We start from the raw sequence: 26,957 nt of genomic DNA, 5'->3' as shown, positions 1-26,957 counted from the left end.
GTTATTTCTTTGGGTTGAAGTTGCGAATTTTTGCGAAAATTTCTCTCAGCTGAGCGGAATCCTTCTGCCCTGCCCATTTCTGAGCTGTCTGTGGGTATTCCACTCCAGAGTTAATGTCTACACCAAGACAATTTACCCTAAGAGCTTCCTCGATGTTCTTGGTTCCTATGCCGCCAGCAAGCAAACTCTTGGTTTTTATTTCATGAGGAATACGTGACCAATCAAAACTCATGCCAGTGCCTCCATTTCCAGCATCCAAGACGAGCTTATCGACGTTTTCCATAAGGTTGCGGGCAAGTTCTTCTGGTTGCTCTGCATGAGTCATAGAAACTGCACGCCATAACTCTATATGTGCACCACTGCTGCGTATTGCAGTGCGCGCTTGGTCGATAAGGTTGAGTTCTGCTTCGAGACTGCCCTGATAAGGTGCATGGAGTTGGAGTGCGCTCAGCTTGAGCTCCTGTGTTTGGTTAAGGAAGTCGGTGAAGTTATTGGTGAGCGTCGTAATGGCGACATAGCGTAAGTGGGGTTCGCCAGTGACAATTTTTTTTGCCGTTTCATGTGAAACGCTCCGTGGGCTTGGTTTGTGGAAAATGAGTCCGCCATAAACTGCACCCATAGCGCGTGCTGCACTGGCTGCTGCAGGGGTTTGTAGGCCACATACTTTATTGCTGCCATAGATGAGTTCTCGTGCTGCGCTATCAATATCTTCCTGACCGGTGAGATGTGAGCCTACTAAGAAGCCATGAGAATGAGAGCGAATACTGCGCACAGTATGGACGTCACGAATGCCAGATTCTGCAACAATCAGGGCATTATCAGGAATGAGTGCGCTGAGACGCTCAGAACGGGTCAGGTCAATGCTGAGGTCGTGCAAATTGCGGTGATTAATGCCAAAAATCTGTGCACCCAATGCCGTTCCACGTGAAACCTCGTGTTCGTCAATGACTTCGGTAAGAATATCCAGCCCGAGGTGAGTCGCTAAAGTGCTTAACCGGGTGTAGGTTTCATCATCCAGAATGGAAAGCATGAGCAGAATTGCGTCGGCGCCAAAATAGCGAGCAGCATATACTTGCACCTCATCAATAATGAAGTCCTTGCAGAGCACTGGTAAATGTGTACTTGCACGTACTACAGCAAGATGATCGTAGTCGCCACCAAAACGCTCTGGTTCGCATAATACTGATATGCCAGCGGCGTAGCGGGAATAGATACTGGCAATCTCTGCTGGGCGATAATCAGCACGAATGAGCCCTAAAGAGGGGGAAGCGGATTTGCACTCCATGATGAAATGCGCTGCTCCCCTGCCGCCAGCGCAAAGATTATCATAAAGACTGCGATCGGATTTTTCTAATGCCTGCACGTCGACATGAGCAATGCGTGCTCGTATTTCGGCAAGATGCTCACGACGATGAGAAACAATATCCTCTAGCACAGTAGGTAAAGAATTACTCATGGTGACCATCCTTAACGCTATATTTCTGACGACTCTCCAACCACTCGGCAACTGCACCGGAATCTAGGAGCTCCTGGGCGTAGTGAGTTCCTTGTGCTAAAGAATCGACCTTATCGTGAAGATAGAGCATCGCTCCGGCATTAACTGCTAGAGCATCACGATGTGCAATGGCTCCCGAACCGGAAAAGCTGGCACGCATAAGTCGTGCATTCTCTTGAGCATCACCACCAACAAGTGCACTGAGTGGTTGAGAAGCTACCCCTAAATCCTGTGGCGAGAGTTCATAATGCGTAATATCACCATCTTCATGTAACTCCCAGAAAAGGGTTGTGCCATGAAGAGCAATTTCATCAGTACCGCTGCCATGAATAACCAACGCACGTTTGCGTCCAAGCTCTCGGAACACCTCTGCAATAAGCTGCCCCATCGCTGGCTTGGCAATGCCCATAATCTGCAGCTCAGGACGCACAGGTGACAAAATAGGACCAAGAGTGTTGAAAATCGTCGGGAGTTTTAGGGCGCGACGCACCGGCATGACATGGGCAACTGCGGGATGATATGCAGGAGCAAAGAGAAAGGTGAAGTTGCTGTCCTCAAGCTCTTTGAGTGCTTGATCAGAGTCCGCGTCGAGACGAATGCCCAACTCCTCCAGCACATCGGCAGAGCCTGAACGTGAACTCACTGAACGATTACCGCACTTTACTACCTTGCACCCAGCTGCAGCAGTAACCAGCGAGGCGCCTGTGGTGATATTGATGGTATTGGCACCATCACCACCAGTACCAGCAGTGTCAATAATGCCCGCACCTGAAACGGGGAAAGGTCGGGCTGCATCCAGAAAAGCACGAGCTGCCCCGACGATATCCGCAAAGGTTTCACCACGAGTACGCAATGTGGCGAGTAACGCTGCAATATGAATATCGTCATATTCGCCTTGGGTCAATGGTTGGAATACCGCTTGAGCCTGAGCGATGGTGGGCTGAGGATTATCGAGATAGTCAAGAAGCGTCTTGAGCATGGTTTGATTAGTCATAACAATTCTTTTCTTAAACTAGTGCTGCAATAATTTCTGAATACACCTATCCAAAATAATAGGTCCTTGAGGGGTCAATATGGACTCAGGGTGGAATTGCAATCCAATAGCTCCTGCCTGATCACGGGTAGAGTCCTGGGAGTCCTGTTGGTTCTGCACAAAATTATCAGTGCACGCCGCCATAATTACTTCACCAATATCAGAGGGGCACGTCGCTAAGGCACTCATGCCATGAGGGACGTGAGTGCAGCCTAAAGAATGGTAGCGTGCTACTGGAACGCGAGGTGCGGAATGTGTTTGTCCTGGTTGCTCAGTAATAGTTAAGCCAGAAAAAATGCCGCTGGCTTCTCCCGCCTGGTTAAGAATCATATAGTCTGTTTCGCCATGAACAGGTCCACACATCTCCACGGTGCCACCAAAATGATCCAGTAGCGCCTGGAACCCTAAACAAATACCTAGTATGGGCACCGTGCCTAAAGCATGCTCGATAATGCTCATCATGGAGCCAGCTTCACGTGGGTGCCCAGGTCCAGGAGATAAACAGATCAAGTCAGGTTTGGCTGCAAGAACCTGCTCAGGGGTGACATTATTACGGAACACTGTGCACCGGTAGCCACCAACAAGGAAAGTATCGACGAGATTATAAATAAAAGAATCTCGATTATCGATAAGGACAACGTGAATATCTTTAGTCATGGGTGATTACCTCAATCTTTTTCCCTTGTGCCTGGGCAATAGCTGACAATGTGGCATAAGCCTTGTGATAAGACTCGTATGCTTCCTTAATAGGAACAGAATCACGAACCACACCTGCGCCTGCTTGAACAAAAGCGGTACCGCCGCGCACAAAGGCAGAGCGGATAACAATGCAGGTATCCATCGAACCATTGCCGCTAAGATAACCTACAGCACCGCCATAGGAACCGCGCCGAGTACCTTCTACCTCCCTAATCAATTCAATTGCGCGCAATTTAGGTGCGCCGGTCAAAGTACCCATATTCATACAGGCGCGATAAGCGTCGAGGGCATCCAAATCCGTATCTAAGGTAGCCACTACCCTACTCACCAAATGCATAATGCGAGAATAACGATCCACCTTCATAAACTCAGCGACCTTACGAGTAGCGGGCTGGGCAATGCGAGCTAAATCATTACGGGCCAGGTCGATAAGCATAATATGCTCAGCAATCTCTTTCGCATTACTACGCATCTCTAATTCAGCACGAATATCCAGCTCGTGATTAACCGTGCCATCGGGGTTCAAGCCTCTGGGAATAGAACCCGCAACGGGATAAAGCTCAACCTGGCGCGTATGGGCATCAAAAGCCAGATTTGTTTCTGGAGAAGCACCAAAGAGCTCAAAGTCCTGGGCTGTTGTGCTGCCGAGAATGTGCTCACCAAACTCAGCTGGGACATGACCACGCACATAAAACATATATGGGCTGGGGCTTGTCTCGCGCAAAGTCCGATACGCCGCAAAAGCATCAGGACAGTCCATGCGGAAAGTGCGCGCTGGAACAACCTGGTAGATATCACCCTGGCGGATATTTTCTTGGAGCTTGAGCACTTGCGCACAGAATTCATCGTCAGTGGTTTCTGCATAGGCGTATGCCTTTTCCTCTGTGTGTGCCAATGGCGCATAATCACTATGGAAATCGTCGATAAGCTGGGCTAATTGATCAAGATGAGCGTGGAGTTGTTCCTTATCTACGCCAATTGCCTCAATAACAGCCTGCTCAGAGAGGTGATCGACGCGCAGATAGGTCTGAGCTAATAAAAATTGATAATCCGGATAAGAATTAGACCCCGGAGGCACGCTAGCAAAGTGCTCAAAAGTCTCAATATAATCCGAAGCAAAGGCGCCGCCTAGAAACGGCAAAAACTCGCCTTGATACCCGGCCTCCAATTGCAAAGCACGCAGTACCCATGAGGGATTAGGAGCCTGCAAACGCTTGCGCTCATCAAGCTCATCGGCTGGTGGGAAAGCAAAAACCACAGTGCGGTCTTTACGCTGTTCGACGAGATACTCAGCTAATTGTTCAGCTACGCGCTGGGCAATGAGCTTGCCTGCTGTGGTTAATGGCTCGACATATACCTGCTGCCCCACACAGGTAACCCGAGCTGCTCCGTCGAGAATGCCAATGCAGAGTGTTTTTTTCTTAGAATCAATATCACTAGACTCCAGCAACACGCTATCGGTGGCAGTTACTCCCCCGAGGGCGGCAAATAGCCCAGCTACATCTTCGTGATAAGCGACTGAGCGCTTCTCGACGAATATCTCCATCCTTACTCCTTAAAGATACTCAAGCAAATGCGTATGACCAGTGCGCTTGGTGCTATAAGGACTTAAGGTTTATCCAAAAAGACCCGCAGCGCCAGGCAGTGCGGGTCATAAAATAAATGAGGTAATAATTCTTGTGGCATGACCCGCCGTTAAGCGCGCCACCACCATGTACGTGAATTAGTTACCAAAGCCATACTTTGTAAACCTACTGTGAGCATGGTTCTTTCGCAAGTTTCACCCCAGGTGGGGTAAAACTCAGCCCTCTGTAACAGGTTTAGCGGCAGGTTCGGCACCTGCATGAGCTGAATCAGCAGCATCTGCAGTATGCGCTGCCCGACGCAGAGCCGTCACATCTACCTCGGGAGTAGCAGCAGGTTCTGCATTTGTTTCTGTGCTGCAGGTGCCGCCACAATCACACCCTTGATCAGTGCTTTGTTGTTGCTGTTGATCCAAAATTGCGGCTGTCCGAGCACCTAAATTAGCGCCAAGACTAATGAGCACCAATGTGATTAGGCAAAAAGCTATCGGCAAAAGCCATCCCCACCCGTGGGCATTGAATGACATGAGTCCGCCAAAGGAAAGACTGATTGATGCCAGTACCCATATGGGTCCTGCGACATGATGAGCAGCATTCCAAAGCTCTTCAGATTTTCTTACCTCTGGGACCCGAATACCAATGATCTTATTGCCGCGTAATGCATTGCACCAGGACAAGACACCGATGGTGAGGAGAAAAAGTGAGCATAGACTGAGGGCAGTGCCGATAATAATGCCGGTATTCATGAGTTTTAGTTTAACGCTGGCTGGTTGCGTCTTGCTAATTCATGATTAAAGGCTTGGTTGCCGTCGAAAGTTCGGTATAGTAACAGCAAAGTTAATTATTCCCACCTTTAAGGGGTTTGACATGGACATTAAGCGGTTATCCTCGTCGCTATTATTTCGGATTATTCTCGCAATTATTCTTGGTTCCTTGTGCAGTTTGTTCTTCCCAGTGCCCCTAGCACGGGTTTTTGTTACTTTTAATGGGCTGTTTAGTAACTTCCTTGGCTTTTTTATCCCAGTGCTTATTTTCGCATTGATTACCCCAGCAATTGCTGGTCTTGGTCGAGGAGCTGGTAAGTGGCTGGCCATTACTACAGGAATTGCCTATGGATCTGCTGTGGTATCTGGTTTATTGTCCTGGCTAGTGGCTACTTCCTTGTATCCGGTACTCTTGGCTGGGCAGAAGTCGATAAAGGCGGCGGATATTGAAAAAGGCGCGCTTAGCTCATATATTTCCATTGACATTCCAGCGCCTATGGAAGTGATGACAGCGCTCATTCTTGCCTTTGCCGTAGGTGTAGCGATGACGGCAGTAAAGTCAGATACGCTCTATGGTGGTGTTGCAGACTTACGACGAGTGGTCATGAAAATTATTTCCTCATTCATTGTGCCACTACTGCCTATCTATATTTTCGGAATGTTTTTGTCGTTGGGCATGAATGGCAATCTCAAGACAACGCTTATTGCCTTTTCTAAGGTGCTGGTATTGGCAATCGTGATGAGTTTTATCCTGTTACTCATCCAATTCATTATTGCAGGTGCTATTGCTGGTAAGAATCCATTTCGTTCATTGAAGAATATGCTTCCTGCGTATTTCACTGCTCTAGGTACTTCTTCTTCAGCAGCGACAATTCCGGTTACCTATCAAGCAGCTCGTAAGAATGATGTCCATGCTTCAGTAGCCGGTTTCGTTATTCCACTGTGCGCCACCATTCATCTTTCGGGTTCCATGATGAAAATTACGCTTTTCTCTTTTGCGATTATCTTCATGGACAACATGGATCTGAGTTTGGGTACTGCAATCGGTTTTATCCTTATGCTTGGTGTGACTATGGTGGCAGCTCCTGGTGTTCCTGGTGGCGCTATCATGGCAGCGGTGGGCTTACTGTCGGCAAATCTTGGCTTCAGTGAAGATCAAGTTGCGTTGATGATTGCTGCCTATATAGCGATTGACTCCTTTGGCACGGCCTGCAATGTTACTGGTGATGGTGCCATTGCGATGGTCGTCGATAAGTTTGCTAAGGGTAATATCCAGCGCACCGAGTTACTTGATGAAGATGATTTAGGGCTGGCAGTTGCTATTGGTGCTGATGATTAAGTACGCTTAAGCCTTGTTCTCCCGCTGCTAAACTGGTGGCGGGATTTTTGTGTTTTATGTGGTTTCACATGAAACGCGTAGAGAGAGGACAGTAGTGCAAGCACATAAAATAGGGTTTGACCGCGATAAATACATTGAAATGCAATCGCAGCATATCCAACAACGGCGTGAAGAAATTGGCGGAAAACTCTATCTGGAAATGGGTGGTAAACTTTTCGACGATCTGCACGCCTCTCGGGTGCTTCCGGGATTTAGCCCTGACAATAAAATCGCCATGCTCGATCGCATTAAAGACGAGCTGGAAATTCTCATCTGCCTCAATGCCAAAGACTTGCAGCGCAATAAAATGCGCGCTGACCTCGATATTAGCTATGAAGATGATGTGCTGCGTCTCATTGATGTATTCCGCGAGCGTGGATTTTTGGTCGAAAATGTCGTGCTGACCCAAATGGAAGAGGATAACCACAAAGCAGCGCAATTTCGGGAAAGGCTCATCCGCCTTGGAGTAAAAGTTGCACGTCATCGTGTTATTGAAGGCTACCCCTCGAATATCGAGCATATTGTGTCGGAAGAAGGCTTGGGACGCAATGAATATGCCCACACCACACGTGATCTTGTGGTGGTTACTGCACCAGGTCCAGGTTCAGGAAAATTAGCAACCTGCTTGAGCCAGATTTACCATGAACATCGTCGTGGCATAAACGCTGGTTATGCCAAGTTTGAGACTTTTCCAATATGGAATCTCCCCCTTGAACATCCAGTCAACCTGGCTTATGAGGCAGCAACAGTGGATTTGGCTGACGCTAATGTCATTGACCATTTTCATCTGAGCGCCTATGGTACGTCGAGTGTGAATTATAATCGCGATGTTGAGGCATTTCCCCTGCTCAAGTCACTACTTAAGCGCTTAACCGGCAAAACACCTTATCAATCCCCTACTGATATGGGAGTCAATATGGCTGGTTTTTGCATTACCGATGATCAAGTATGCAGGCAGGCGAGCCAGCAAGAAATTATTCGTCGTTATGCAAAAGCACGCGTCGATGAGGTGCGCTATGGGCATAGCAGTGCGATCTCCGAGCGTGCCGCGCAAATAATGGCAAAAGCAGATATTGGTATAGAACAGCGGCGGATTATTACTATCGCACGTGAACGGGCAGCGCAAACACAGGAACCAGCGTGTGCAGCCATACTTGCCGACGGAACGATTATCACAGGGCGCACCTCTGCCCTACTAGGATGTTGCGCTGCTATGTTACTCAATTCATTGAAATATCTAGCCGGCATACCTGATGAGCAGCACTTGCTTTCTCCTGCTGCCATTGAGCCAATTCAGAATCTCAAAACAAAGCATTTGGGTAGTGTGAATCCGCGTTTGCACACCGATGAGGTGCTCATTGCGTTATCAGTGTCTGCTTCTAGTGATCCTCATGCTCGAGCTGCACTGGAGCAACTTAAGAATCTTCGCGGTGTTGATGTGCATACGACGACCATCCTTGGCTCAGTCGATGAAGGTATTTTCCGCAATCTGGGAGTATGGGTGACCAGTGATGCTCAGTATCAAGGAAAATCACTCTATCAAAAGCACTGAGCTTGTACCTTTGTCTTGTTCTCATCACTTTCCTGATCGAGCCTACAGCACACCGGTGGTGCATAAGAGCGTGACTATGGTTTATAGTTGATGTCGTCGTAGTGAACGGGAATGTCGGTGCGAATCCGACAGCGGACCTCGCCACTGTATGAGGCATAAGTATCAATAAGCATTGAATACTTGCGACATAACGCGTCACGGTATTAGCCAGCCACTGTTGCGTATGCAATGGGAAGGCTCACGCGTTATCGCCTTAAAGCCAGGAGACCGACTATGGCACATATAGCGTTATCACCTGCGAGGACTCGGGTGCCGATCGAAAGTTGGAGCATATGCATATTGCAGAAGGATTCTTGCCAATCTCACACGCAATAGGGTGGACGGCGGTAGCCACACCTTTTGTTGCCTATGGTGCTTATTGTGTGCATAAACAAGTAAAAGAACAACCAGAAACAGGATTGCTCTTAGGAGCCGCTGGTGCTTTCAGTTTTGTCCTGAGTGCATTAAAAATCCCCTCTGTTACAGGTTCTTCCTCTCACCCCACTGGCACTGGACTGGGGGCAGTATTATTCAAGCCCCCAGTCATGGCATTTATTGGAACAATAGTGCTGCTATTTCAGGCATTATTACTAGCTCACGGTGGCATTACTACTTTGGGTGCCAATGTGACCTCCATGGCAATAGTTGGTCCGTGGGTGGGCTATGCGTGCTGGTCGGCACTGAGAAAAGCAAAGATCGGGATAGAAGTAGCTATTTTCGGTGCCGCATTTTTCGCCGATATTTCTACCTACATGGTCACTGCTACCCAACTTGCATTGGCGCATCATGGTGGCAATTTCTTCTCAGCATTAGGTTCCTTTTTGGCACTCTATGCTCCCACGCAGCTGCCATTGGCGCTTATTGAAGCTATTGTTACGGTACTGATTATCCGAGCACTAAAGAGTATCGCTGCTGCTGAGCTGATCCGTCTGGGTGTTATGACATCATCAGAGAGCATAGAGGAGACAGCGCAGCCTACTCCTAACCAAGAGGTGTCAGCATAATGAAAAAATCAACATGGGTATCTTTGGGGCTTATCGCGCTTATTATTGTTATTGCTGTTTTGCCCTTTATGATTCATTCCACTAATTCTGCTGGTGAAGAAGCCTTTGGCGGTACTGATGATGGTGCAGAAGAAATTATCACGCAGTATTCTCCTGATTATCAGCCGTGGTTCCAGTCGATTATTGGTGAGCTACCCGGTGAAGTAGAGTCCGGCTTATTTGCACTCCAAGCAGCCTTAGGCGCAGGCGTGGTGGGATACACACTCGGTGTGTATCGGGGGCGCGCTAAAGAACGCGCAGGTAGTGCGTCGAAAGTGCATAAAGACACATAGATATTGTGAATCCACTAGAAAAAGCAGCTGTACGTAATCCCTGGGCAAAGCGTAGTGTTGGGGAAAAAGCCTTTTTATTCTTTGGGTTTGTTGTGCTAAGTATTGGGCTTGCACCGCTGCCGACATTGCCGCTATGTGCGCTCTGCCTGGGACTATTGGTACTGAGAACGCAGGTGCCACTGAGCCTGTTCTGTGCCACTATGAGTGCGTTGAGTTTTTTTATCGCGTTGGGTGTTTTGCCGCTGATATTTCGCTTGAGCCTGCATGGCATTGAGCTTATCGACGCAGGTCCACAGCGTGCAGCACTCTTGCTTTGTCGAAGTGTGATTGCTTCTGCGGCGATGGTGCTCTTTAGCTTGACCACTCCCCTAGCGGAAGTGATTGCTTGGCTGGGTAGAATAGGGCTGCCACAGACCTTGTGCTATGTCATTATGCTCATGTATCGCATGATTAGTATTATGCTGACCACGGCGCAGTCAATGTGGCAAGCTCAAGCGCTACGCTTAGGGCATAGTAATAAGCGGCGTATGGTGCAGTCGGCGGCCGCTCAAGCAGCTTCGCTCTTTGTGATTTCTTTTACAAAGGCACGCAATCTTGGCGCAGGTTTGGAGTTGCGCGCCGATCCAACGGCAATGCAGGTCATGCTGCCCCGACGTCAGGCAAATGTGATGCGCATTATTGCCATTAGTGTGCTTTTTGGTTTTATTATTGCTGCAAGTATATGAGCGCGATAGGACAAAAATATGCCAGAAAACCCGCCGATTATTCGGATTGATAATGTGTCGTTTAGCCACGAACACACCGAAGTATTGCGCGCGATAAATTTTTGGGCACACCCGGGTGAAGTTATTGCGTTGCTCGGACGCAATGGTGCAGGTAAATCCACATTATTCCGTATTATCGCGGGGGCATGGAAACCAGATTCCGGGACAGTATTTCTTAACGAGCAACCATATAGTTATCACCGTGCAGGACGCGATAGAGTACGTCGAGCCATTCAGCTTGTACTCCAAGAACCTGATGAACAAATTTTTTCCACAACAGTTAGCGCTGATGTGTCTTATGGTCCTATTAACTTGGGTTTATCTGAGGAAGAGGTAGCACAGCGAGTTGAATCTGCCTTGATACGTACAGGACTTGTCGAATATGCCAACCACGTACCACACCATTTATCTTTTGGGCAGCGGAAACGAGTCAGTCTCGCTGGGGCTTTAGCAATGCAACCAGCAGTATTAGTGTTAGACGAGCCAACTGCTGGCTTAGACCCGGAAGGCCAAGAGGCAGTGCGTGGGTTCATAGATGAGCTAGCACAAGCCGGCACGACGATTATTTTTGCAACACACAACGTCGATTTTGCTTATGAAATTGCCGATCGTGTTGCCATTTTGACGGATGCTACGTTGCGCATGGGAGAAACTCGGACAATTCTCGCTGACCAAAATTTGCTCACTCATGCTGGGCTCACCGTCCCCTGGGCATTGCGAGTAAGTGAAATTTTGGGGCGGGATATTCGTCGGGTAGCTGATTTAGTTGAGAAAACACAAGGCTAGACATAGTTTCATCCAGTTGCCTAGCCATAGCGGTAAAACGCATATTACTTTGGTGGTAGCAATAGCGCACCGGTAATTATCGACGCATGGAAGGTGCGTGCTGCAACAATAAACCACGCCACTACAAGAAGGCCATAGTAGACCACTGCCCAAAAATCGAGCACGGCGATGTCTATATGGCGTGACATAACACTAAAGCCGGTGACACACGTACCAACTGGGAAGGTAAAAGACCACCAAGTAAGGGAGAAATTCATGCCATTGCGTGCGGCATGGAAGGTGATAAGCACAGCGATTGCTGTCCAGAGCAACGCAAAACCGAGCACTGCCATACCGTATATTTGCCCAAAAATTTGCAAAATCTCTGCGGTAGATTCATCTACTACAATTGTCGATTTTTCCGCCATATTACCGACGGCGGTAACAGATTGCCCCAACGGGCCAAGCACGATGAATAGGGTGGGAACCATTCCCACTGGGCCTGGACCGTGGAGTCCCAATTTAGCAATGAGGAGCACAATGATAGGCACGGCAGTCATTAACGAAATACCGAACATTCCATAGCAACACCATAGGAGTGTTTCTTGCCACTGACCTTGTGGCAGGTATGGAATAAGCGCAGGACCGAGTGCAGCAGAAACCATAGGGGGCACAATAGACATCAGCCAACCACCAAAAGCTCCCTCAATTCCTGCTTGTTGGGCAGAAGCAGTGCGATTAAACCAGAAATAAGGGACGATAATGGCAGTGGCTAAGCCAAGAATGGTACCAATGCTCCACAGTGCGATGGAGATATGAGAAGCAATAGTTATTCCAAAAATCTCTTTGCCGTAAATAAGAAAACCAGCTCCGATAGTCAAAATCGCCATCGGTAGCGCACCATAGAAATGTTGGAACACAGGATGCGTGTGGTGTGCTGAGGCACGTTCGTGGAACATAAACCAGTGCAGAGTTGTAGCAATAGTCACAGCAAGGAAAATCAATACTGCGAGTAGCCACATAATAAAGCCAAAAGTATGTAACCCAGGAAATTGTAGCGGTAATGTTGCCGCAGCATTAGCGACGATTCCCGTTCCCATGACGCTTGCGTACCAATTGGGTACGATATGCGCAAAGAGCATTCTCTTGTGTTCTACTTGGCGAAATACTTTTTTAGAAGTGGGCTGAGCTGTTGCCATGACCGGAAGCACTCCTTATCTGCTGCATAGGTGTAGCTTATGGTGTAGCTATATTGAGGTATATCGAGTCCAATCTGTAATCATAAAAATTATTATATGCCCTGCACATCCCTAAAATTGCCTGCAGATTTTACCCACATTTTAGGGGCATAATGTGGTTTTCCCTTCATGTTGCGCATTTTTCTTTTGGGTTTTCGCGCTTTTGCTGCGGCTGTTGCTGTGCTTGGGTATCTTTGGCTAGTTCAAGGACAGGCTTAAGGTATATTGTGGCTTTGACTTTGTGCCTGGTACATCTCCATCAAGACTCGACTAAACTATTTACCCATGACTGAAACGAAAGAAAATACTGCTACTTCTGCTGCGCCACAGTGTCGTTATACCGCAGAAATAGCTGGTGAAATTGAACGCAAATGGCAAAAATACTGGATCGATAATGGTACTTTTAATGCGCCAAACCCAGTAGGCGATCTTGCGGAAAACACAGGTGCAACGAAACAGCAGCTGGCTCAAGATAAACTCTTCGTTCAGGATATGTTCCCCTACCCTTCCGGAGTTGGACTCCATGTGGGGCACCCATTGGGGTATATTGCCACAGATGTCTATGCTCGTTTCAACCGAATGCTCGGCAAAAATGTATTGCATACCTTGGGTTATGATGCTTTTGGTTTGCCTGCAGAGCAATATGCAATCCAAACAGGCACTCACCCACGCACGACGACGCAGACCAATATCGAAAACATGGAGCGTCAGCTTAACCAGCTTGGTCTTGGGCATGATCGTCGTCGTAAAGTAACCACGACTGATCCAGAGTTTTATAAGTGGACTCAGTGGATTTTCTTACAGATTTTTAACTCATGGTTTGATAAGCAGCAGCAAAAAGCTCGTCCCATTAGTGAGTTGATTCCCTTATTAGAGTCGGGGGAGATGGCAGTGCCGGAAGGGTTCAGCGCGCCATATAGCGAGCTAGATCCAGTTGAGCAACGCAAAGTCGTCGATAGTTTCCGTTTGGTCTATCGCAGCCATTCCACGGTTAATTGGTGCCCAGGTTTGGGTACAGTGCTCGCCAATGAGGAGGTCACTCCCGACGGGCGGTCTGAGCGGGGTAATTTCCCTGTGTTCAGAAAGAATCTTTCTCAATGGATGATGCGTATTACCGCATACTCTGATCGGCTTATCGACGACCTTGATGATCTTGATTGGTCAGACAAGGTAAAGAGTATGCAGCGCAACTGGATTGGTCGTTCCCGGGGTGCGCACGTGCGTTTTAGCGCTCTCGAACATGACATCACTGTTTTTACGACCCGACCAGATACCCTATTTGGGGCTAGTTTCCTTGTTCTTGCACCAGAGCATGAATTAGTTGATGAGCTATTGGCTGCGGCGAATACCGACTCAGCCTATGCCGATTGTGATGCACGCTGGACTTTTGGACAGGACAATCCCCGTGCTGCTGTGGCTCAGTATCGCAAAGCTATTGCTGCTAAAAGTGATGTTGAGCGCCAGGAGAATAAAGAAAAAACCGGTGTCTACCTGGGTGTTCACGCCGTAAATCCCGTTAATGGCAAAGAGATTCCAGTATTTATCAGTGACTACGTGTTGCTCGGCTACGGCACTGGTGCAGTGATGGCAGTTCCTGCCCATGACCAGCGTGATTATGAATTTGCCCAAGAGTTCGGCTTGCCTATTACCCCCGTGGTAGAAGGTGACATTTCTCAACAAGCATTTATCGACGATAATGCCCACATTAACTCTGCCAATGAACGTGGACTCGACATCAACGGTTTGGATAAGACCCAAGCCATTGCCAAGGTAATCGATTGGTTAGTGGCTCACGACTATGGTGAGGAAAAAATCCAATATAAATTGCGCGATTGGCTCTTTGCTCGCCAACGCTATTGGGGAGAGCCCTTCCCTATCGTCTATGACGAGCATGGTTTAGCACACGCGCTACCTGAGTCGATGTTGCCAATCGAATTGCCTGAGGTTGCCGACTATAAACCAGTATCTTTCGATCCCGAGGACGCAGATTCTGAACCACAGCCACCACTAGCAAAGGCAGAAGAATGGGTCAATGTGGAGCTTGATCTTGGTGACGGTCTGAAAAAATACACACGTGATACCAATGTCATGCCCCAATGGGCAGGGTCTTCTTGGTACCAATTGCGTTATATTGATCCACATAACTCAGAGAAGTTCTGTGACATTGACAATGAGCGCTATTGGACTGGTCCGCAGCCAGAGAAATACGGCAGCAATGATCCAGGTGGTGTAGATCTCTATGTTGGTGGTGTCGAGCACGCTGTATTGCACCTGCTTTATGCACGTTTTTGGCATAAAGTGCTCTTTGACCTAGGGTTTGTTAGCTCAAGGGAACCTTATCGACGTCTGTATAACCAAGGCTATATCCAAGCCTATGCCTACACTGATGCTCGGGGTGTCTATGTGCCGGCAGCAGAGGTAGAAGAAAAAGACGGTGCCTTCTACTATCAGGGCGAACAGGTCAGCCAAGAATATGGAAAAATGGGTAAATCGCTCAAGAATGCCGTTGCTCCCGACGACATTTGTCGTGACTTTGGTGCTGATACCCTGCGCGTTTATGAGATGGCAATGGGACCATTGGATACCTCTCGCCCGTGGGCGACAAAAGACGTCGTCGGTGCGCAACGATTCCTACAACGACTCTGGCGTCTTGTTGTTGATGAAAATACTGGCAATACCACGCTTATCGACGCTGAACTAAGCGACCAAGACAATAAAGCACTGCACCGCAGTATTGCTGGTATTCGTGACGACTATGACAACTTGCGGATAAACACCGTGGTAGCAAAGGAAATTGAGTACGTCAATTACCTCACCAAAACCTATCCACATGGGGTACCACGCGCTGCAGTAGAACCACTGATCATCATGGTTGCTCCTATTGCGCCACATATTGCTGAAGAATTATGGCAACGAATTGGCCACCAAGACACCATCACATTCCAAGCCTTCCCGACGCATGAACAACGCTGGCTCAAGGATGATGAAATTGAACTACCTGTGCAGATCAATGGAAAAGTTCGAGCACGAGTCATGGTTCCGGCTGATGCCACCCAAGAGCAGATTGCCCAGGTAGCACTCGATAATGAGAGTGTGCAGGCGCAAATCTCAGGTAAGCAACTCATTAAGAGCATTGTGGTGCCAGGACGCATGATTAACTTCGTGGTCAAATAACCCTGTGAAACCCTTGAGACATTGGATGTGAGGCGCTAGGCATTGAGCTTGGTGCCTCACAATTTTCTGAGTACCGTGCAAGATAATTTTTGCAAGGATATTTCTACAAGAATGCACACAGTATTCACATAAGTTTTACTCAGAGATCCTAGGCTTAGCCCTTATGAACCGAAAAAGCATTGTATCAACACTCGCAGCTACAACTATTGGTCTTATTGCTACCGCACAATTAACCTTTGCTACTGGTACAGCTCAGGCTGAGGAAAAATACACTGGCGAACTACTTTCCACCATTGACCTAGGCGAACCAGCAGAAGGCTTCGGTGGTATCTCCGGGCTTACTCACCTCGGCGGCGATGAATACATGGCGCTTAGCGATGACTCAACTGGCAAATCTCGGATGTACCGCATGACCATCCCCGCAGACTACAATGCTAATGACAAAATCAAGGTCACAGACACCATTATGCTGCACGACCCACAAGGAAACCCATACCCTAAAGAGTCAGTAGACCCAGAATCAATCCGCTTGCTTCCCGACGGCACCCTAGCGTGGACCACCGAAGGATGGGCAAAAGACGGTAACTTCATTGCACCAGGCATCATCATTAGCGATCAACAGGGCAAAGAGTTACGTCGTATAGCAGCGCCGGCATATCATGCGCCAACCCCAGATGGAAAAATGGGTATTTCACATAATCAAGCCAATGAAGGACTCACCCGCATTTACGGCAACGATGACATTCTTATGACCATCAATGAGGGAACACTCATACAAGACGGTGAACAAAATACCGAAGAACACGGCATGAAAGTGCGATTGACCCAATACTCCTTGAGCAAGGGCGAAGCAATTGCGGAATATGTTGTAGAGATTGGACCGCGTTATCCACACTCGAAACTTCGCGGACCTTCTGAAATTATCGCAGCTAATGACGGCAGTTTCTATATCATCGAGCGCGGTTATATCCCAGACAATGGCAACTTAGGCGAAATCTACCGCATCACCCTCGACGGCGCGACCAATGTGCTTGGGCGCAGCGCTCTCGACGGCACTGAAGTCCCAGTGAAAAAAGAATTAGTTTTTGACTTTGCCTCAATGCTCAAAAACGACGGCACCGACCCCATTGACAATGTGGAAGCATTATCCTGGGGACCTGTGCTACCTGATGGTCGCGCCCAGTTAATTGTCATTGCTGATGATAATTTCAACGAGACTCAGCGCACCCTCTTAGACCGCATTGCCATTGCTAAGAATTAGTGTTTTGGCAGGTTGGGCACCAAAATAGATTCCTGCCTTCCACAGTTGTGTGCGCAATAGGGCTTGCGCAGATATAGCAGGGTAACAGCTGTCGACGATACACATACACTTCCCCACCGTGATCATCTTTGCGCGGTGGGCGATTCATTGCTTGGGGGGTATGTTCTGGGCGAACCGTATCTATCCTGCCTGTCTTAACCCCCTCATTCATCAAAAAGACGAGATCCTGCCAGATATCGTCGAAAGCGCTCAGCTGGGCTCCGGGTGTAAAAGGGTTAATCCGCAATCGGAATAGGGTTTCAGCACGATAGATATTGCCCACACCAGCAAATAATTTTTGATCCATCAGCAGTGAAGCAATACTGCGCTGTGAGCGCATGACCTTTTCTCTAATTTTCGCAATATGCTCGGTGCGGGTATCTGCGCGCAAAGGATCAATACCGAGTTTAGTTGTAGCTATGTGTTGTTCTTGGTCGCTGATGAGTCGACACCATTGTGGACCGCGCAAGTGCGCAGAGAGAATATCCCTATTGTCTGGGTGATCAATTTTTAATCGAATATGACCAGGGGTGTGCTCGCGTGGCTCAAAACGAAAACTACCGATAAGCCCAAGATGAATGTGAACAATATGCGTGGGTGAGTCATTCTCAAACTCCAGAAATAAATGCTTTCCCCAGGCAGAGGCGCGCACAAAAGGATGGTTAGTGAGTAGTTGTGCTTCGTGTGCGAAACGTCCTTGCGGTGAGCTGACCAGTGGTGAGCTATGGCAAAAGGCATGGTTAAGGTCGTGACTGAGCTTGTGAATAACGTGTCCCTCGGGCATGAAATATATGCTACGCGCTTAGCGCGCTAGAATAAGCATGTGACTGATGACAAAATTCTGCTGTATTACAAATTTACCCCGATCGTGGATCCCAAAGCATTGATGCTATGGCAGCGCGAACTCTGTACTTTGCTGGGGCTCAAAGGGCGTATCCTCATCTCTAAGCATGGCATTAACGGCACCGTCGGCGGCGATATTGAAGCCTGCAAAACCTATGTCAAGCGGTTCAGGGAGTATGCACCTTTTTATAAAACCTCATTCAAGTGGTCAGAGGGCAGTGCCGACGACTTCCCTCGCCTATCGGTAAAAGTACGCGATGAAATCGTTGCCTTTGGCGCGCCTGATGAGTTGAAAGTGGATGAGCAGGGCGTCGTCGGTGGTGGTGTGCACCTCAAACCAGAGCAGGTGAACCAATTAGTTGAAGAACGAGGCGATGAAGTTGTGTTCTTCGACGGACGTAATGCGATGGAAGCAGAAATCGGTAAGTTCAAGAATGCGGTCGTTCCTGATGTGGAAACTACTCACGACTTTATCCGTGAGTTAGAATCTGGGAAATATGATTGGATGAAAGACAAGCCAGTTATTTCCTATTGTACTGGTGGTATTCGTTGTGAAATTCTCTCCTCGCTCATGATTAATCGTGGGTTCAAGGAGGTTTATCAAATTGATGGTGGCATTGTTCGCTATGGTGAGCGCTATGGCAACAATGGACTGTGGGAAGGCTCCCTCTACGTCTTTGACAAGAGAATGCACATGGAGTTTGGTGCTGGTGTCGAAGATCCAGGATTTGTGCAGCTTGGGCATTGTAAATGCGGTAAGCCAACTAATAAATTTGATCACTGTGTCAATGAAAACACTTGTCGCGATTTAGTGTTGATGTGTCGTGATTGTTTCGACAACATTGAGACTCGTCATTGCGGTAAAGAAGAATGCGCTGAGGTTGCTGCAGAACTTGCGCAGAAAGAAAAAGAAGTAGCAGCAAGCAATGCAGAATAGGCTGATTTGCAGGCAGCCCTTCGTTGCGTTTAGTGTGCGGTGATGCTGATTTGTAGCACTGAGGTCATCCAGACCATGCTGAAAGTGATAAGCGCCCAAAAGGTTCCCATCCACGGGCGCCACCGCAGATAGTTTTTATACTTGTGGTAGGTAATGTATGCGCAGATCAGAGTGCCACTTACCGGAATGGCACTGGTAAGGATTGGCCACCAAACCTGTGCCGCATGAGTGCATAACCATACTGCTTGGTTACTCTCGCAGCGGATACCACCTAAGTGGCGGATGAACATTGCGCTGAGTAGAGAAAGAACAGCAGTAAGTAGTGGAATGAAACAGGCAAAAATTATTGCTTGCTTTGTGGAACGCTTATTGGCTGCTGCTTGTGCCACGGGGTCAGGTTGATCCGCTAGCTCATCAAAAGTTTGTGGTTGTGGTCGATAGCGGTTGGCGTAATCAGCATCAGATCGCAAATCATTTTCTGGATGTTCTGGCTGGTCTGGTTCCAGGATGGGATACTCAAAGGGGCTCATATTACCATCCTGCTAGTTATGGGGGCGGATCATTAAGTCATGAATGACTCCGTCGTGCGGGGTATCAAGCAGATGGAGAATAGACTTTGCGACGGTATCGGCACGTAAGAAAGAATCTGCATGGTATTCTTTTCCTTCCTGTGCGAAGATTGATCGTTGCATTTGCGTATCAATACGACCAGGATAAATCGAGGACACTCGTAGCTGCGGTTCTTCTTGACGCAATGCTTCACACCAGGCACGCGCTGCGTGTTTACTAGCGGAATATGCTCCCCATTGCGGGTGAGTATGCAGCCCTGCCCCAGAGTTGATATAGACCACATGGCCACGAGCATGACGTAGCTGCGGCAATAGTGCATTTGTGAGGTTAATAGGGGCATGGAAATTGATATTCATATGCTGCGCCCATTGTTCATGTGCGGTGTGAGCACACGCGCCAAGAACAGCTACTCCCGCGCAATGAATAAGCGCATCTACGGTGTCTACCTGTGGGATAGCAATTGAGTCCCCGCGAGAGAAATCTGCTTGCCACCAGGTAATATGCTGGGCAATATCAGCATCAAGTTCGGGTATAGCACTGCGATATTGTGCGTGAATATGCCAGCCACGGGTAGCTAAAAGCTGAGTGAGGGCTAGACCAACTCCTTGGCTTGCCCCCGTGATTACTATTGTTTTTGGTTTATCCTGGTGAGCAGCATTCATTGGAACTGATACTCCTCTTCTTCCTAAATAGTGGTGGCACTTTCATTACCACTATTACCACTGTTTTCTTGTGCAGGTATGTGGTGTATTTGAGATGTCTCCTGATGGCAAGCATAGGGGAACATAATGATAGGAACTTTGCTATGAGGGAGAATCTCTGCAGTATGTGAGCCAATGAGTACGCGTTCCACTGTTCCTTGAGGTGTGGCACCAAGGCAGAGCAAATCGCCTTTTTTCCATTTCACGCCGTCGAAAGCGCCGGCCCAACCAATGCCGGAGCCGATGTCGCTTTCGATAACCACATCTGGAAAGTGCTCATGCACTTTATCGCTGAGTCTATCGAGGTTGGCGAGGGTATTTTCATGCCATTCCATCGTGAGCTCATGCGGTAGTTCGAGACGCTCTGAGATAACACTTTCACCGAACTCACTAGGAGATAGTGAGAGGATTCTCAGTGGTATTTTCCAAGAATGTGCTAGTTGCGCTGCTTGATATAAGCCTTCGGGGGAGTCATTTTCGCTGATATGCCCGAAGTTAATACGGGTTACGCCGCGTTTTGATAATTTTGGCGAAAGGGGTGCCAACCCCAACGTAGTGGAAGAAGAGCGGTAGAGAGAGTCTGCAGTAGAAACCAGCCGAAACCGACTTCTAGGGGTGGCTACCCCAGAACTGAGGACGATGAGATCTGCCTTGAAGTCTTTAGCGGCTTGATTGAGCAGTGTTGCCTCATTGGTGCCGTCGGCAAGCACAGAAAAGTGCTTGCTGAGCTGGTTTTCTTTAATTCCCGCTCGCAGTAGTTCGCTGTGAACTGTTTTTTGGAGACGTTCAGATTCTTTCTTGAGCCATTTGCGATATTTGCTGCCTAGACGTGCTATGACAGTTGATGGCCACGGGCGTAGCAAGGTGGTGATGCATCGTATTTTTACATCGGCAGTACGCGCGAGCCAGGCTGCCATTTCAATGGCGTCTGTGCTGGAATCGGCAGGTGACCACGCGACGAGTATGCGCAGTGGACAATGGCTAAGGCTAGTTTCCATAAGTCTCTCTAGCGAAGTGAACTAAGCGGAATAACGGGTGAGGCGGCAGACTAACGCTTTTCGACGGATGACTCAGCGCCAGAATAGGAATCAGCAAGTTCGTTAATGATGTCTGCCAGTTTTTCTAATTGGCTTAGTTGATTCTGGTTGAGCGAAGAAAGCATATCCGCGAGGTATTTATTGCGCTCCTGCCCTACTCGTTCTAGTTCTTGGGTGCCGAGTTGGGTTAACCGTACGCGTACACCGCGTCGGTCGGTTTCATCACGAGTGCGTTCAATCATGCCACGCTCTTCGAGTTGGTGGAGCGCGTTAGAAGCGGTAGGCATTCGGATGCCCTCTGCTTTAGCGATGCTGCTAATGCGTTGAGGACCTTCCTCTGCCAGGAGTGTCATGATGGTTAATTGTGGACCTGAGAGGTCGGAATGTTCGGCGACACGGAAATAAAGCACATGCAGTTTTGTCAGTGCTGGACGGATAAGTGCCGCAATTTCGTATGGGGTTAAATTAGACATGCTCTGTAGTTTAGCTGTTTTTGCTTTCGATAGTATTTTTTCAGCAATTCTATTAGAAGAAAATCAGAAAAATAAAATTGAGTATATTAACTAGCAGGATAAAACCAAGATACAGCAAAGCCGATGAGGGTGTACACAGCTATGGGCAAAGCAACGATGAGAACGAAGTCAGTTCAGTTTTGTAATGTCATTTCGCATAAGTTGCAGCGATTGCAGGTGCTCCAAGCGTGGCGTGGTGGGCATATTCGTCGTGAAGAAATATGTGATGCTGACTTTATCCTGGTTACTGCTGCACAGCATCATGGCTTTTCAGCACCTTATCAATGCCCTATCTGTGCCAACAATCAGTTATTATTTGTGTATTGGGTCTATGGCGATGAGTTAGGCAGAATTTCTTCAAGTGCACGTACTCTCAAAGAAATACAGGAGTACGTCGAAAAGGGGAAAAGCTTTTCCATCCACACTGTAGAAGTGTGTCCTGTCTGTAGGTGGAATCATGTGCTTGAAGAAGCAGTGGCTACACGACATGAGGAATAGGGCTTACAATGGCCGATGAAAATAGTAAAGACAGTAATGACAGAGCAGAAAGTGCAGATCTAGTGACCGAAAATAAGAGATCAAAAACATCTGGTTCGTCACCTAAAAGAAAAGGTAGAGCACAGCATAAAGTAAAGAAAAGTTCTAGGCGCTGGCTGAAGTTTTCTTTGCTGAGTGTCATTCTTGCTGTCATCCTTGTGCCCATTGTCACATTCATAGTGGCGTATATTCTTGCCGATGTACCTGAGCCGGGCGAGTTAGAAACCAAGCAGATTACTGAGATCTACGCTTCGGACTCCAAGTTAGAATTAGCGCGCATTGTTCCACCCGAGGGTAATCGCAGTGAGATCAAAGTATCGCAATTGTCGGATACCACTAAACACGCTGTTCTTGCTGCAGAAGATCGAGAGTTCTACACTAACTCCGGGTTTTCGTTCACCGGTTTTGGTCGCGCAGTATGGGGGCAGCTCACTGGCAATGACTCTGCCGGTGGCGGTTCGACGATCACCCAGCAGTATGTAAAGAATGCGGTAGTTGGTAATGAACGCTCCTACAGCCGTAAGGCAAAAGAGCTCGTGTATTCGGTCAAGATGTCCCAAGAATGGTCCAAGGATCAAGTGCTCGAAGCCTATCTCAACACCATCTATTTTGGGCGTAACTCCTATGGAATCGAAGCAGCTGCTCGTGCATATTTTGGTATCCCAGCGGCTGAGTTAAGCGTCGAACAAGCAGCGGTATTAGCTGCTGCAATTCAGCGACCAAGCCAATTGGATCCTTGGGTCAATATCGAAGAAGCACAACAACGATGGAACTATGTGCTCGACGGCATGGTATCTTCTGGTTGGTTAGATCAAAATGTGCGTGCTGGATTGGTTTATCCTGAAACCCTGGATCCAGCAATTAGTCAAACCTCTGCACAGGCAGAAGGGACCAATGGGCATATTAAAAACCAAGTCAGTGCGGAACTTCTTGCTTTGGGCATTACTCAAGATGATATTGATACTAAGGGTTTGAGAGTAACCACCACTATTGACCCTAAAACTCAACAAGCAACATTAGATGCCGTGGAAGAAAACCTATCTGGCGAGAATGAGAATCTTCGGATGGCAGCGGTATCTGTAGAACCGGCAACAGGTGCGGTACGTGGTTATTATGGCGGTGAAGAAGCTACTGGTTTCGACTTCGCTAATGCTGCTTTGCAGACTGGTTCCTCATTCAAGATTTTTGGATTAGCTGCGGCAGTACAACAAGGTATTCCTACTTCTGCGTATTACAGTTCTGCGCCTTTCCAGCTTCCTGGTGGTATTACCGTTACTAATAATGATGGTGATTCAGGTTGTGGCTCTTGTACCATCAAAGAGTCCTTAAAAAACTCTTACAATACGAGTTTCCTTCGGCTCCAAGAAGATCTTGCCAATGGCACTCAAGATACTGCCGATATGGCTCATGCTCTTGGCGTTGCGCGTTCTTTGCCAGGCATCCCAGAGACATTAACAGAAAATGGTGCCCAACCTTATGAAGGCATTATCCTCGGTCAGTATCAAACCCGTCCGATTGATATGGCTCATGCCTTAGCTACTCTGGCAAATTTGGGCGTTTATCACGATACGTATTTCGTCGAAAAGGTCGAGGACGCTAATGGCGATCTGCTTTATCAGCATGAAAACTCTCCTGGTGAGCGTCGAGTGAGCGAAAAAGTAGCAAGCAATGTGCTCGATGCAATGGCGCCGATTGCTAATTGGTCAGGCTATAATGCCCTTGCTGGTGGTCGTCCTTCTGCTGCCAAGACAGGAACTGTGCAGCTTGGCGATACTGGGAATAATAAAGACGCGTGGATGATTGGTGCGACTCCGCAATTGTCTACCGCAGTATGGGTAGGTACAGCTGATGGATCTGCCATTTTTAATTCCTGGGGCGGATTAATGTACGGCTCTGGTTTACCTGCCTCAACATGGAAAGATATTCTTGACAACGCATTAGAAGACGAAGAAGTAATGTCTTTCCGCTCCCCTATGTCCTTAGGGTATAGCGCAAAGGTATATTATGGCACCGCGCCAAGTAACTCGGGTAGCTCAAGCTCTAAGGCTACGAGTTCTAACTCCAGCTCAAGCAGTAATTCTTCTAGTACATCGGGAACAACTAATTCCGCTAATGATCCTGCTCCGCAAGATTCCGCAGCAACAGATACGACTGATCTTACCAATACAGGTGGCGGAACTGGCATAACCCAAGGCGGCACGGGTACCACGACTGGAACTGGCACTGGTGCCGGCACTGGCACCGGCGGCGGAGCAACAGGTGGAACAGGTGGAACAAGTGGCACTGGTGGCGGAACCAATACTGGAGAACAGGATCAAGGCGGCTTAGACATCCTGCAAGAATTACTAGGTGGCGGTTAGAATCTAGGATGATGTCACGGCTGTATGAGCCGATAAGTTTTGTATAACTGCTTGAATGAAGGAGAACTGAACGCATGACCACTATGCGTCGACAAGTGCGTGAGCAGAATGATTCTCGACCACCAGCTCGATTAGTGCCAGGAAAAATTGGTGATCCACGATATCGCGTTCAGGTTCTCCATGCTGATAACTCGGCGGCAGGATTGCATACTTTTCTTGGCGGCGCACTAGGGCGGTTTGCCGTCGTAGGCACGCAAAGGCTGTTTAGCCCGCTGCGAGTAATTTTCGCATTAGGGTTAGGGATGCTTAGCGCCGGGTTTTTAGCGAAGGCGCCTTGTTTACAGGGTCGGCTCGATAATGGCATTGTGCGGTCGTCGTGGATAAATAATAGACAGTACGTCTCTGCTTGTTATAACGATATTGTCCCGCTTTATTCTGGTAGAGGACTCGATCATTCCGGTTTCCCCTATGCGTATTCTTGGGTAGACGATGGGGTTACTCGCTATATGGAGTATCCGGTGTTAACTGGCATATTCCAATGGATTATGGCCTCGCTTACTCATATCGTTTATCCACTTGTTCGCCATATTCCACTCAAAATTAGTGAGGTAGCGGTCTATTTTTCCATTACCGCCATCTGCTATGGATTCTTGTGGCTGCTGATTTTATGGATCGTGGCGCAATTATGCGGTAACCGAGTGTGGGATAGTCTCGTGGTTGCGTGCTCTCCCCTGCTCATTGCGCATGCTTTTACCAATTGGGATATTCCGTCAATTGCCGCAGCTATGCTGGCAGTATGGTTTGTGGCCAGGAAAAAACCGCTATGGGCTGGTGTGTTTATTGGTATTGGCGTGTCCTTAAAATTATGGCCACTCTATCTTTTGGGTGCGTATCTGATTGTGGCGATTCGCACGAAGCGCTTTATGCCGATGTTTACTATGACTATGGCTGCGGTGGGCACATGGTTAGTCGTCAATGTGCCTATCATGTTGAAATATCCGCAGGCGTGGAAAGAATTTTTCCGCCTCAATTCTGAGCGTGGTTGGGAATGGACAACGCTCTATGCGGTATTTTACCGAGAAACCCCGTGGCAGGGTTTTGGCTCTGCGGGCAACCATGCTGTGCTTAATGTAGTAAGTTCCGGTCTTTTTGTTTGTGCGTGTTTAGCGATCTTCATCTTTGGGTTGCGTGTGTCCCGACAGCCTCGTGTAGCTGAGCTTGCTTATCTCATTATTGCTGCCTTTTTATTAGTCAATAAAGTGTGGAGTCCTCAGTATTCTCTCTGGTTGTTGTGCTTTGCTGTGTTAGCGTTTCCGAAATGGCGTTTGATCTTTACGTGGGGTGTTATTGATTCGCTGACGTGGTTGGTGCTGATGTGGCACATGATGGGTAAGGAAAACAAAGGTGTATCAGCGCATTTCCTTGATCTATTCATTCTCGGTCGGGATATTTGTGTCATTGCGATTGCAGTAGGAATCATTATGCAGATGATTTCTAAAAAAGAAGATGTAGTGTTGCGCGATAATGGCGGTGTGGATCTATTGAGTGGTGTTTTCGCCCCTGCTCCTGCCCCTGCCCCTATTTCTGCTCCTGCCTTTGGAGAAGCGATAGCGCAGCCTAGTGGAAAGTACAGCAAAGGACATAGAGATGGTCGATGAGGTTGTGCTGTGGACTATCGCTAGCGTTTTTATTGGATTCTTGTGCTTTGGTAGTTCCTTTGCTTGTTTCATGTATAAAAAATCTCAGGTATTGGTGTGGTCGCTTTTTGGAGTCGCAGTAGTATTCATCGCGCTTATCCCAGTGTGTTTAGCAGTTTTTGTGGCTAGTAGCCCATAACGTCGAAAAGCTTTTTTGCTTTTCGACGCCAATCCAAAGCAAATAAAACGCGATAAATAGACTTTTGCCTTTTTCTTAGCTACATTAGATAGGTTGCTGACGCAACGATCCTCCTGCCATAGCCAAAAGGGTTATGGCCGATAAGAACTACAAGACCATAGGAGGTGATGAGGTCCGTGCGTCACTACGAAGTTATGATTATTCTGGATCCAACCCAGGATGAACGCACCGTTGCCCCGTCCCTAGACAAGTTCCTTGAGATCGTCCGTAAAGATAACGGTTCGGTGGACAAGGTTGATATTTGGGGTAAGCGCCGTTTGGCATATCCAATCGCTAAGAAGGAAGAGGGCATCTACGCTGTGCTTAATCTCAGCTGTGAGTCCAGCACCGTTCAGGAGCTTGACCGTGTTCTTAACCTTAACGACAGCGTTTTGCGCACCAAGGTGCTTCGCGGCGATAAATAATTTTATCCGCGCACACCTTTATGCACATTAATTCCCAGCT

25 protein-coding genes and 1 riboswitch are annotated in these 26,957 nt (G+C 48.1%); of the genes, 14 read left to right on the top strand and 11 right to left on the bottom strand.

Translation table 11 applies throughout. The annotated features are described in order from the left end of the window. Window position 1: 1 nt before the first annotated feature. The 5 genes from trpCF to EML15_RS03645 form a co-directional block, all read right to left on the bottom strand. Entirely contained in the window at window positions 2–1,456 is a 1,455-nt protein-coding gene (trpCF, locus tag EML15_RS03665) for a bifunctional indole-3-glycerol-phosphate synthase TrpC/phosphoribosylanthranilate isomerase TrpF (RefSeq protein WP_185967166.1), read from the bottom strand. After that, on the bottom strand, window positions 1,449–2,489 hold the full coding sequence (gene trpD, locus EML15_RS03660) for an anthranilate phosphoribosyltransferase (protein WP_144273524.1): 1,041 nt from the start codon (window positions 2,487–2,489) through the stop codon (window positions 1,449–1,451). The genes trpCF and trpD overlap by 8 nt, the downstream gene beginning before the upstream one ends. Before the next feature lie 18 nt (window positions 2,490–2,507). After that, a complete protein-coding gene (locus EML15_RS03655) occupies window positions 2,508–3,185 on the bottom strand; it encodes a gamma-glutamyl-gamma-aminobutyrate hydrolase family protein (protein WP_144273523.1) in 678 nt (225 codons plus the stop codon). Next, on the bottom strand, window positions 3,178–4,773 hold the full coding sequence (locus EML15_RS03650; protein ID WP_144273522.1) for an anthranilate synthase component 1: 1,596 nt from the start codon (window positions 4,771–4,773) through the stop codon (window positions 3,178–3,180). Before EML15_RS03650 ends, EML15_RS03655 begins: the two co-directional genes overlap by 8 nt. A gap of 255 nt (window positions 4,774–5,028) precedes the next feature. Further along, window positions 5,029–5,556: an SdpI family protein gene (locus EML15_RS03645; RefSeq protein WP_144273521.1), complete on the bottom strand. Its 528-nt coding sequence runs from the start codon at window positions 5,554–5,556 to the stop codon at window positions 5,029–5,031. A 121-nt stretch (window positions 5,557–5,677) separates the two neighbouring features. Here EML15_RS03645 and EML15_RS03640 point away from each other — a divergent pair, with 121 nt between their 5' ends. The 6 genes from EML15_RS03640 to EML15_RS03615 all read left to right on the top strand — a co-directional run bounded on the left by EML15_RS03640 (window position 5,678) and on the right by EML15_RS03615 (window position 11,429). Beyond that, complete coding sequence (locus EML15_RS03640) at window positions 5,678–6,913, top strand: dicarboxylate/amino acid:cation symporter (protein WP_144273520.1); 1,236 nt, start codon at window positions 5,678–5,680, stop codon at window positions 6,911–6,913. Window positions 6,914–7,007: 94 nt separating this feature from the next. Beyond that, window positions 7,008–8,504: a DUF1846 domain-containing protein gene (locus tag EML15_RS03635; RefSeq protein ID WP_255455978.1), complete on the top strand. Its 1,497-nt coding sequence runs from the start codon at window positions 7,008–7,010 to the stop codon at window positions 8,502–8,504. A 60-nt stretch (window positions 8,505–8,564) separates the two neighbouring features. Then, window positions 8,565–8,795, top strand: a riboswitch (cobalamin riboswitch). A gap of 41 nt (window positions 8,796–8,836) precedes the next feature. Then, on the top strand, window positions 8,837–9,547 hold the full coding sequence (locus tag EML15_RS03630; RefSeq protein ID WP_144273519.1) for an energy-coupling factor ABC transporter permease: 711 nt from the start codon (window positions 8,837–8,839) through the stop codon (window positions 9,545–9,547). Further along, window positions 9,547–9,879, top strand: a complete 333-nt coding sequence (locus EML15_RS03625) for an energy-coupling factor ABC transporter substrate-binding protein (RefSeq protein ID WP_144273518.1) — start codon at window positions 9,547–9,549, stop codon at window positions 9,877–9,879. Before EML15_RS03630 ends, EML15_RS03625 begins: the two co-directional genes overlap by 1 nt. A gap of 5 nt (window positions 9,880–9,884) precedes the next feature. After that, entirely contained in the window at window positions 9,885–10,604 is a 720-nt protein-coding gene (locus EML15_RS03620) for a CbiQ family ECF transporter T component (RefSeq protein WP_185967165.1), read from the top strand. 18 nt (window positions 10,605–10,622) lie between these two features. Continuing rightward, the gene (locus EML15_RS03615; protein ID WP_144273516.1) at window positions 10,623–11,429 is read left to right on the top strand and encodes an ABC transporter ATP-binding protein; all 807 of its coding nucleotides are present in this window, start codon (window positions 10,623–10,625) and stop codon (window positions 11,427–11,429) included. A gap of 44 nt (window positions 11,430–11,473) precedes the next feature. On the opposite strand, the gene EML15_RS03610 is transcribed toward EML15_RS03615, so the two are convergent. Further along, entirely contained in the window at window positions 11,474–12,607 is a 1,134-nt protein-coding gene (locus tag EML15_RS03610; RefSeq protein ID WP_210415245.1) for a TDT family transporter, read from the bottom strand. A gap of 324 nt (window positions 12,608–12,931) precedes the next feature. Between EML15_RS03610 and leuS the strand changes: the two genes are divergently transcribed. Then, window positions 12,932–15,820: a leucine--tRNA ligase gene (gene leuS, locus EML15_RS03605; protein WP_144273515.1), complete on the top strand. Its 2,889-nt coding sequence runs from the start codon at window positions 12,932–12,934 to the stop codon at window positions 15,818–15,820. A 163-nt stretch (window positions 15,821–15,983) separates the two neighbouring features. Beyond that, entirely contained in the window at window positions 15,984–17,081 is a 1,098-nt protein-coding gene (locus EML15_RS03600; protein WP_144273514.1) for an esterase-like activity of phytase family protein, read from the top strand. Here the strand turns inward: EML15_RS03600 and EML15_RS03595 are convergent. Then, entirely contained in the window at window positions 17,071–17,904 is an 834-nt protein-coding gene (locus tag EML15_RS03595; protein ID WP_144273513.1) for a DNA-formamidopyrimidine glycosylase family protein, read from the bottom strand. The two genes, EML15_RS03600 and EML15_RS03595, sit on opposite strands and share 11 nt — an antisense overlap. Before the next feature lie 39 nt (window positions 17,905–17,943). On the opposite strand from EML15_RS03595, the gene EML15_RS03590 reads away from it, so the two are divergent. After that, on the top strand, window positions 17,944–18,900 hold the full coding sequence (locus EML15_RS03590) for a rhodanese-related sulfurtransferase (RefSeq protein ID WP_144273512.1): 957 nt from the start codon (window positions 17,944–17,946) through the stop codon (window positions 18,898–18,900). A 29-nt stretch (window positions 18,901–18,929) separates the two neighbouring features. On the opposite strand, the gene EML15_RS03585 is transcribed toward EML15_RS03590, so the two are convergent. From EML15_RS03585 to EML15_RS03570, 4 genes are read right to left on the bottom strand one after another with little or no spacing between them, the layout of a single operon-like run. Next, a complete protein-coding gene (locus tag EML15_RS03585) occupies window positions 18,930–19,430 on the bottom strand; it encodes a hypothetical protein (RefSeq protein ID WP_144273511.1) in 501 nt (166 codons plus the stop codon). Window positions 19,431–19,442: 12 nt separating this feature from the next. After that, window positions 19,443–20,132: an SDR family oxidoreductase gene (locus EML15_RS03580; protein WP_144273510.1), complete on the bottom strand. Its 690-nt coding sequence runs from the start codon at window positions 20,130–20,132 to the stop codon at window positions 19,443–19,445. Between the two features lie 23 nt (window positions 20,133–20,155). Continuing rightward, window positions 20,156–21,169 carry a universal stress protein gene (locus EML15_RS03575; RefSeq protein WP_144273509.1) on the bottom strand — a complete coding sequence of 338 codons (1,014 nt, stop codon included), beginning with the start codon at window positions 21,167–21,169 and terminating at the stop codon, window positions 20,156–20,158. Window positions 21,170–21,219: 50 nt separating this feature from the next. Next, complete coding sequence (locus tag EML15_RS03570; protein ID WP_144273508.1) at window positions 21,220–21,681, bottom strand: MarR family transcriptional regulator; 462 nt, start codon at window positions 21,679–21,681, stop codon at window positions 21,220–21,222. Window positions 21,682–21,837: 156 nt separating this feature from the next. Here EML15_RS03570 and EML15_RS03565 point away from each other — a divergent pair, with 156 nt between their 5' ends. The 5 genes from EML15_RS03565 (at window position 21,838) to rpsF (ending at window position 26,917) form a co-directional block, all read left to right on the top strand. Then, the gene (locus tag EML15_RS03565; RefSeq protein ID WP_144273507.1) at window positions 21,838–22,218 is read left to right on the top strand and encodes a DUF5318 family protein; all 381 of its coding nucleotides are present in this window, start codon (window positions 21,838–21,840) and stop codon (window positions 22,216–22,218) included. 8 nt (window positions 22,219–22,226) lie between these two features. After that, window positions 22,227–24,617: a transglycosylase domain-containing protein gene (locus EML15_RS03560; protein WP_210471993.1), complete on the top strand. Its 2,391-nt coding sequence runs from the start codon at window positions 22,227–22,229 to the stop codon at window positions 24,615–24,617. Window positions 24,618–24,691: 74 nt separating this feature from the next. Further along, the gene (locus EML15_RS03555; RefSeq protein ID WP_144273506.1) at window positions 24,692–26,275 is read left to right on the top strand and encodes a glycosyltransferase 87 family protein; all 1,584 of its coding nucleotides are present in this window, start codon (window positions 24,692–24,694) and stop codon (window positions 26,273–26,275) included. Then, a complete protein-coding gene (locus tag EML15_RS03550; RefSeq protein ID WP_144273505.1) occupies window positions 26,265–26,453 on the top strand; it encodes a hypothetical protein in 189 nt (62 codons plus the stop codon). Before EML15_RS03555 ends, EML15_RS03550 begins: the two co-directional genes overlap by 11 nt. A 176-nt stretch (window positions 26,454–26,629) precedes the next feature. Further along, entirely contained in the window at window positions 26,630–26,917 is a 288-nt protein-coding gene (gene rpsF, locus EML15_RS03545) for a 30S ribosomal protein S6 (RefSeq protein WP_185967164.1), read from the top strand. Window positions 26,918–26,957: the final 40 nt, after the last annotated feature.

Origin of the sequence: Corynebacterium sp. sy017, assembly GCF_017918135.1 — a bacterium.
Classification (GTDB): Bacteria; Actinomycetota; Actinomycetes; order Mycobacteriales; family Mycobacteriaceae; genus Corynebacterium.
The sequence above is the reverse complement of the archived record's forward strand: the minus strand, read 5'-3'. Positions and strand labels throughout refer to the sequence as shown.

What these genes read in the sequence shown, in the direction of transcription:
- trpCF (WP_185967166.1), bottom strand. Translation starts at nt 1,456, where the DNA reads ATGAGTAATTCTTTACCTACTGTGCTAGAGGATATTGTTTCTCATCGT.
- trpD (WP_144273524.1), bottom strand. Translation starts at nt 2,489, where the DNA reads ATGACTAATCAAACCATGCTCAAGACGCTTCTTGACTATCTCGATAAT.
- EML15_RS03655 (WP_144273523.1), bottom strand. Translation starts at nt 3,185, where the DNA reads ATGACTAAAGATATTCACGTTGTCCTTATCGATAATCGAGATTCTTTT.
- EML15_RS03650 (WP_144273522.1), bottom strand. Translation starts at nt 4,773, where the DNA reads ATGGAGATATTCGTCGAGAAGCGCTCAGTCGCTTATCACGAAGATGTA.
- EML15_RS03645 (WP_144273521.1), bottom strand. Translation starts at nt 5,556, where the DNA reads ATGAATACCGGCATTATTATCGGCACTGCCCTCAGTCTATGCTCACTT.
- EML15_RS03640 (WP_144273520.1), top strand. Translation starts at nt 5,678, where the DNA reads ATGGACATTAAGCGGTTATCCTCGTCGCTATTATTTCGGATTATTCTC.
- EML15_RS03630 (WP_144273519.1), top strand. Translation starts at nt 8,837, where the DNA reads ATGCATATTGCAGAAGGATTCTTGCCAATCTCACACGCAATAGGGTGG.
- EML15_RS03625 (WP_144273518.1), top strand. Translation starts at nt 9,547, where the DNA reads ATGAAAAAATCAACATGGGTATCTTTGGGGCTTATCGCGCTTATTATT.
- EML15_RS03615 (WP_144273516.1), top strand. Translation starts at nt 10,623, where the DNA reads ATGCCAGAAAACCCGCCGATTATTCGGATTGATAATGTGTCGTTTAGC.
- EML15_RS03610 (WP_210415245.1), bottom strand. Translation starts at nt 12,607, where the DNA reads ATGGCAACAGCTCAGCCCACTTCTAAAAAAGTATTTCGCCAAGTAGAA.
- leuS (WP_144273515.1), top strand. Translation starts at nt 12,932, where the DNA reads ATGACTGAAACGAAAGAAAATACTGCTACTTCTGCTGCGCCACAGTGT.
- EML15_RS03600 (WP_144273514.1), top strand. Translation starts at nt 15,984, where the DNA reads ATGAACCGAAAAAGCATTGTATCAACACTCGCAGCTACAACTATTGGT.
- EML15_RS03595 (WP_144273513.1), bottom strand. Translation starts at nt 17,904, where the DNA reads ATGCCCGAGGGACACGTTATTCACAAGCTCAGTCACGACCTTAACCAT.
- EML15_RS03585 (WP_144273511.1), bottom strand. Translation starts at nt 19,430, where the DNA reads ATGAGCCCCTTTGAGTATCCCATCCTGGAACCAGACCAGCCAGAACAT.
- EML15_RS03580 (WP_144273510.1), bottom strand. Translation starts at nt 20,132, where the DNA reads ATGAATGCTGCTCACCAGGATAAACCAAAAACAATAGTAATCACGGGG.
- EML15_RS03575 (WP_144273509.1), bottom strand. Translation starts at nt 21,169, where the DNA reads ATGGAAACTAGCCTTAGCCATTGTCCACTGCGCATACTCGTCGCGTGG.
- EML15_RS03570 (WP_144273508.1), bottom strand. Translation starts at nt 21,681, where the DNA reads ATGTCTAATTTAACCCCATACGAAATTGCGGCACTTATCCGTCCAGCA.
- EML15_RS03565 (WP_144273507.1), top strand. Translation starts at nt 21,838, where the DNA reads ATGAGAACGAAGTCAGTTCAGTTTTGTAATGTCATTTCGCATAAGTTG.
- EML15_RS03560 (WP_210471993.1), top strand. Translation starts at nt 22,227, where the DNA reads ATGGCCGATGAAAATAGTAAAGACAGTAATGACAGAGCAGAAAGTGCA.
- EML15_RS03555 (WP_144273506.1), top strand. Translation starts at nt 24,692, where the DNA reads ATGACCACTATGCGTCGACAAGTGCGTGAGCAGAATGATTCTCGACCA.
- EML15_RS03550 (WP_144273505.1), top strand. Translation starts at nt 26,265, where the DNA reads ATGGTCGATGAGGTTGTGCTGTGGACTATCGCTAGCGTTTTTATTGGA.